The sequence below is a fragment of the Sandarakinorhabdus limnophila DSM 17366 genome (genome assembly GCF_945882885.1).
GTDB classification, from domain to species: domain Bacteria; phylum Pseudomonadota; class Alphaproteobacteria; order Sphingomonadales; family Sphingomonadaceae; genus Sandarakinorhabdus; species Sandarakinorhabdus limnophila_A.
Map to the genome: position 1 here is coordinate 1 of NZ_CAMCWT010000119.1, position 3,244 is coordinate 3,244.

The 3,244-nt window shown below is 66.3% G+C and carries 4 protein-coding genes; 3 read left to right on the top strand and 1 reads right to left on the bottom strand.

Annotated features, from left to right (window positions below; genetic code table 11):
* The 3 genes from Q7O19_RS13530 to Q7O19_RS13445 form a co-directional block, all read left to right on the top strand.
* On the top strand, positions 1-101 hold a 101-nt coding region (locus Q7O19_RS13530), incomplete at its 5' end, for an integrase core domain-containing protein (RefSeq protein WP_368491967.1).
* A 179-nt stretch (positions 102-280) separates the two neighbouring features.
* Positions 281-544, top strand: a complete 264-nt coding sequence (locus tag Q7O19_RS13440; protein ID WP_303810991.1) for an outer membrane protein — start codon at positions 281-283, stop codon at positions 542-544.
* An 89-nt stretch (positions 545-633) separates the two neighbouring features.
* Positions 634-2,724: a protein-disulfide reductase DsbD gene (locus Q7O19_RS13445; protein WP_303810992.1), complete on the top strand. Its 2,091-nt coding sequence runs from the start codon at positions 634-636 to the stop codon at positions 2,722-2,724.
* Between the two features lie 80 nt (positions 2,725-2,804).
* Here Q7O19_RS13445 and Q7O19_RS13450 read toward each other — a convergent pair.
* The coding region (locus tag Q7O19_RS13450) for a hypothetical protein (RefSeq protein ID WP_303810993.1) at positions 2,805-3,244 on the bottom strand (440 nt) is incomplete at its 5' end.

The window sequence follows — 3,244 nt, forward strand, 5'->3', positions numbered from 1 at the left end:
CGTGGCGACGGGACTTCAATGAGACCCGACCTCACACGTCACTGGGGTTCATGACACCGGCCGAATTTGCTTCATCGGCCGGGGTTAACCCCGGCCGATGAAGCGCCAGATCTCTCATTCTGGCCGGATACAAAACTGGGACAGGGTCAAACAACCGCCCGGCTCTAATCCCCGCTGGATGAAATCAGGGGGTCAGGTCAGCTGGGCGAAAAGGCGCTGATCTGTACTACCGGCGGCTTGGCCATTGGTGATACCCACGCGGCGGCGGCCGTGCTGGTGAATGGCGCACCCGAGTTTGGGCTGGTTCGCTCAAGTAGAGAACACCCAGACCGGTTATGCGGTTGGCAGCGGTTCCGAGTTCAACCTGACCAAGGCCGTGGCTTTGCGCGCCGAATATCTGTTCACCGATTTCGGCAAGCAACGCGTTTTGGCCGCCGGCAATGCCGCCGTGCGCGGCATCGCGGCGCTGGACGGCATCGATTATCTCACTGCCGTTCCCAATCGCGACGGTGCGGCCCGTGTGGGCCTGACCATCGGTTTCTGATCGGCAGCTTGCGACCCAAAGCCCCGGTTGGTCATGGCCAACCGGGGCTTCTCTTCCCCTTTCGGCGCGCCGCTGGCACAAGGCCAGCCATGATTCGCAGCCTTGCCTCCTTCGTCCTTGCCCTGCTTGCCCTGCCGGCGCTGGCCGCACCGGTCATTGAGCAGCCGCACACGCGGGTGGAATTGATCGCGCAGAGCAGGGCGCCCGCCCCCGGCAAGCCATTGCAACTGGGCATCGTGCTCACACCCAAGGCCGGCTGGCACACCTATTGGCTGAACCCCGGCGACGCCGGTGCGCCGACGCGGGCGGAATGGCGGCTGCCGGCCGGCGTGTCGGCTCCGCCAGGGCTGCAATATCCGGTGCCGGGCACGCTGGTCGTGTCGGGCCTGATGAACCATGTCTATGAAAAGCGGAACATCCTGCTGACTCAGATTGACGTGCCGGCTGGCCTTGCGGCAGGCAACGCGCTCCCGATCGAAGTGCAGGTCGATTGGCTGGTGTGCAGCCACGAACAATGCGTACCGGAATCGGCCACCTTGTCGCTACCGTTGGTGGTGGGCGACGGCGTCGATGATGCCACCATGGCGCCGCAGATCGCCGAAGGCCGCGCCGCCCTGCCGCGCGCGCTCGCCGCCACCGCCACCTGGGCGAAAGCCGGCACGCGTTTCGTGCTGAGCGTGCCGATGGCCGGCCTCGACAAGGTGAAGAGCGCCTGGTTCTTCCCCACCGGCGACGCCGTGATCACCCATGTAACGCCGCAGAAGGTCACGATCGCCGGCGACGCGCTGCGCATCGAGACCGACGCCGGCACCCCCGGCCCCGAAGGCGAAATGACCGGCGTGCTGCGCGTCGAGATGGCGGGTGAGGCGCCGATGGGTTTTGCCATCACTGCCAAGGAAGGAAGCGTGCACGGCCCCGGTGCGGCGCTGGCCGCCACCGGCGGCAACGACGATGCGGCCGGCGGTGGTGACGGCCCCGGATTGCCGCTGACCCTGCTCGGTGCGGTGCTGGGCGGCCTGATCCTTAACGTCATGCCCTGCGTGTTCCCGATCCTCAGTCTCAAGGCGCTTGCGCTGTCCAAGGGCAATGTCGGCCCGGCCGAAGCCCGCACCGAAGCGCTGGCCTATACCGCCGGCATCGTCATCGTTGTCACCGCGCTAGGCGGCCTGGTGCTGGCGCTGCGTGCGGCCGGTTCGCAGGTTGGCTGGGCTTTCCAGTTGCAAGATCCGCGCGTGATCGCTTTCCTGCTGCTGCTGGTCACCGGCATCGCGCTGAACCTTGCGGGCCTGTTCGAAGTCACCCTGACCACCGGCAATCTGGGGCAAGAGAAAGCCCGCTCCGGCGGTGCCTCGGGCGCCTTTTTCACCGGCGCACTGGCGGCGTTTGTGGCCACTCCCTGCACCGGCCCGTTCATGGCCGGCGCGCTGGGCGCCGCGCTGGTGCTGCCCACGGTGCAGGCGCTCTCCGTCTTCGCCGGCCTTGGCCTTGGCCTCGCCCTGCCCTTCCTGCTGATCGGCTTCAGCCTCACCCTGCGCCGCCGCCTGCCCAAGCCGGGCGCGTGGATGGTCCGCCTGCGCGCCATCCTCTCCGTCCCGATGTTCCTTACGGCGCTGGCGCTGGCCTGGGTGCTGGGCCAGCAGGTGGGCGTCAACGGCATGGCGATGGGCCTGGCCGGCACGCTGCTCTTTGGCCTGTTCCTGTGGTGGTTGGGCAGCCGCCAGTACGGCGGCAAGAGCCTCGCCGTTCCCGGAACGCTGAGCATCGCCACCATCGTCGCCGCCGTGCTGCTGGTACCCACCGCTGCCCCCGAAGGCGCGGCCAAAGCCACCACAACGGCCGCCAGCGAATTGAACGCGGTGAAGTTCACCCCTGCCACGCTGGCCGAACTGCGCGGGGCCAACAAGCCGGTGTTCCTCTACATGACCGCCGATTGGTGCCTCACCTGTAAGGTCAATGAAAAAGGCGCCATGGCCGATGCGGCCGTCGCCGACTATTTCAAGGCCAAGGACATCACCGTGATGGAAGGCGACTGGACCCGCAACGATCCCGCCATCTCCGCCTGGCTCGCCGAACACAAGCGCGCTGGTGTGCCGGTCTATGTCTATTATGATCCGGCTGGCGGCGAGACGGAACTGCCGCAGATCCTGACGGTGGAAGCGCTGACGGCGTTGAAGGATTAAAGAAGGGGCCTCCGGCGGGCAGGGTCGCAGACCCTGCACCCGTTCGATCCTGTTTGGCCCCTCACCTGTCATGCTGGCGCTTATTGTGGATGGGCCGCCCTAAAACGAAAGTTGGGGCAGGGGCTCAGCCCCTGCCCGCCGGAGGCCCTCTTTTCTACGCCAGTGTCAACGAAACCGACACCGGCCGGTGATCGCTCGTCTCCCCTACCTTTCGAGGCCGCATCGCGTTCACGCGTTCGTGGATGGCGTTCCACCAGGCCGGCGCGGCCGCGGATGCTGGGGAGCGTGTCTTTCGCCACGAGGCGCTGGGTGAACATGATATGATCGATCAGCAGGTGGGGATCGCGGGTGGGGTCCACCGGGTCCTTGCCGGAGAGTTTGTAGCTCCAGCGCAGGCCCTCCCCGCTGCCGGTGACGGGGGTGCCGTAATCGAACAGGGGGTGATTGAGGAAGCGTTCGGCTTCGAAGATACTGCCCTGCAGGTTGCCGATCAGATCGAAATAGAGGTGCTTGCGTTCAA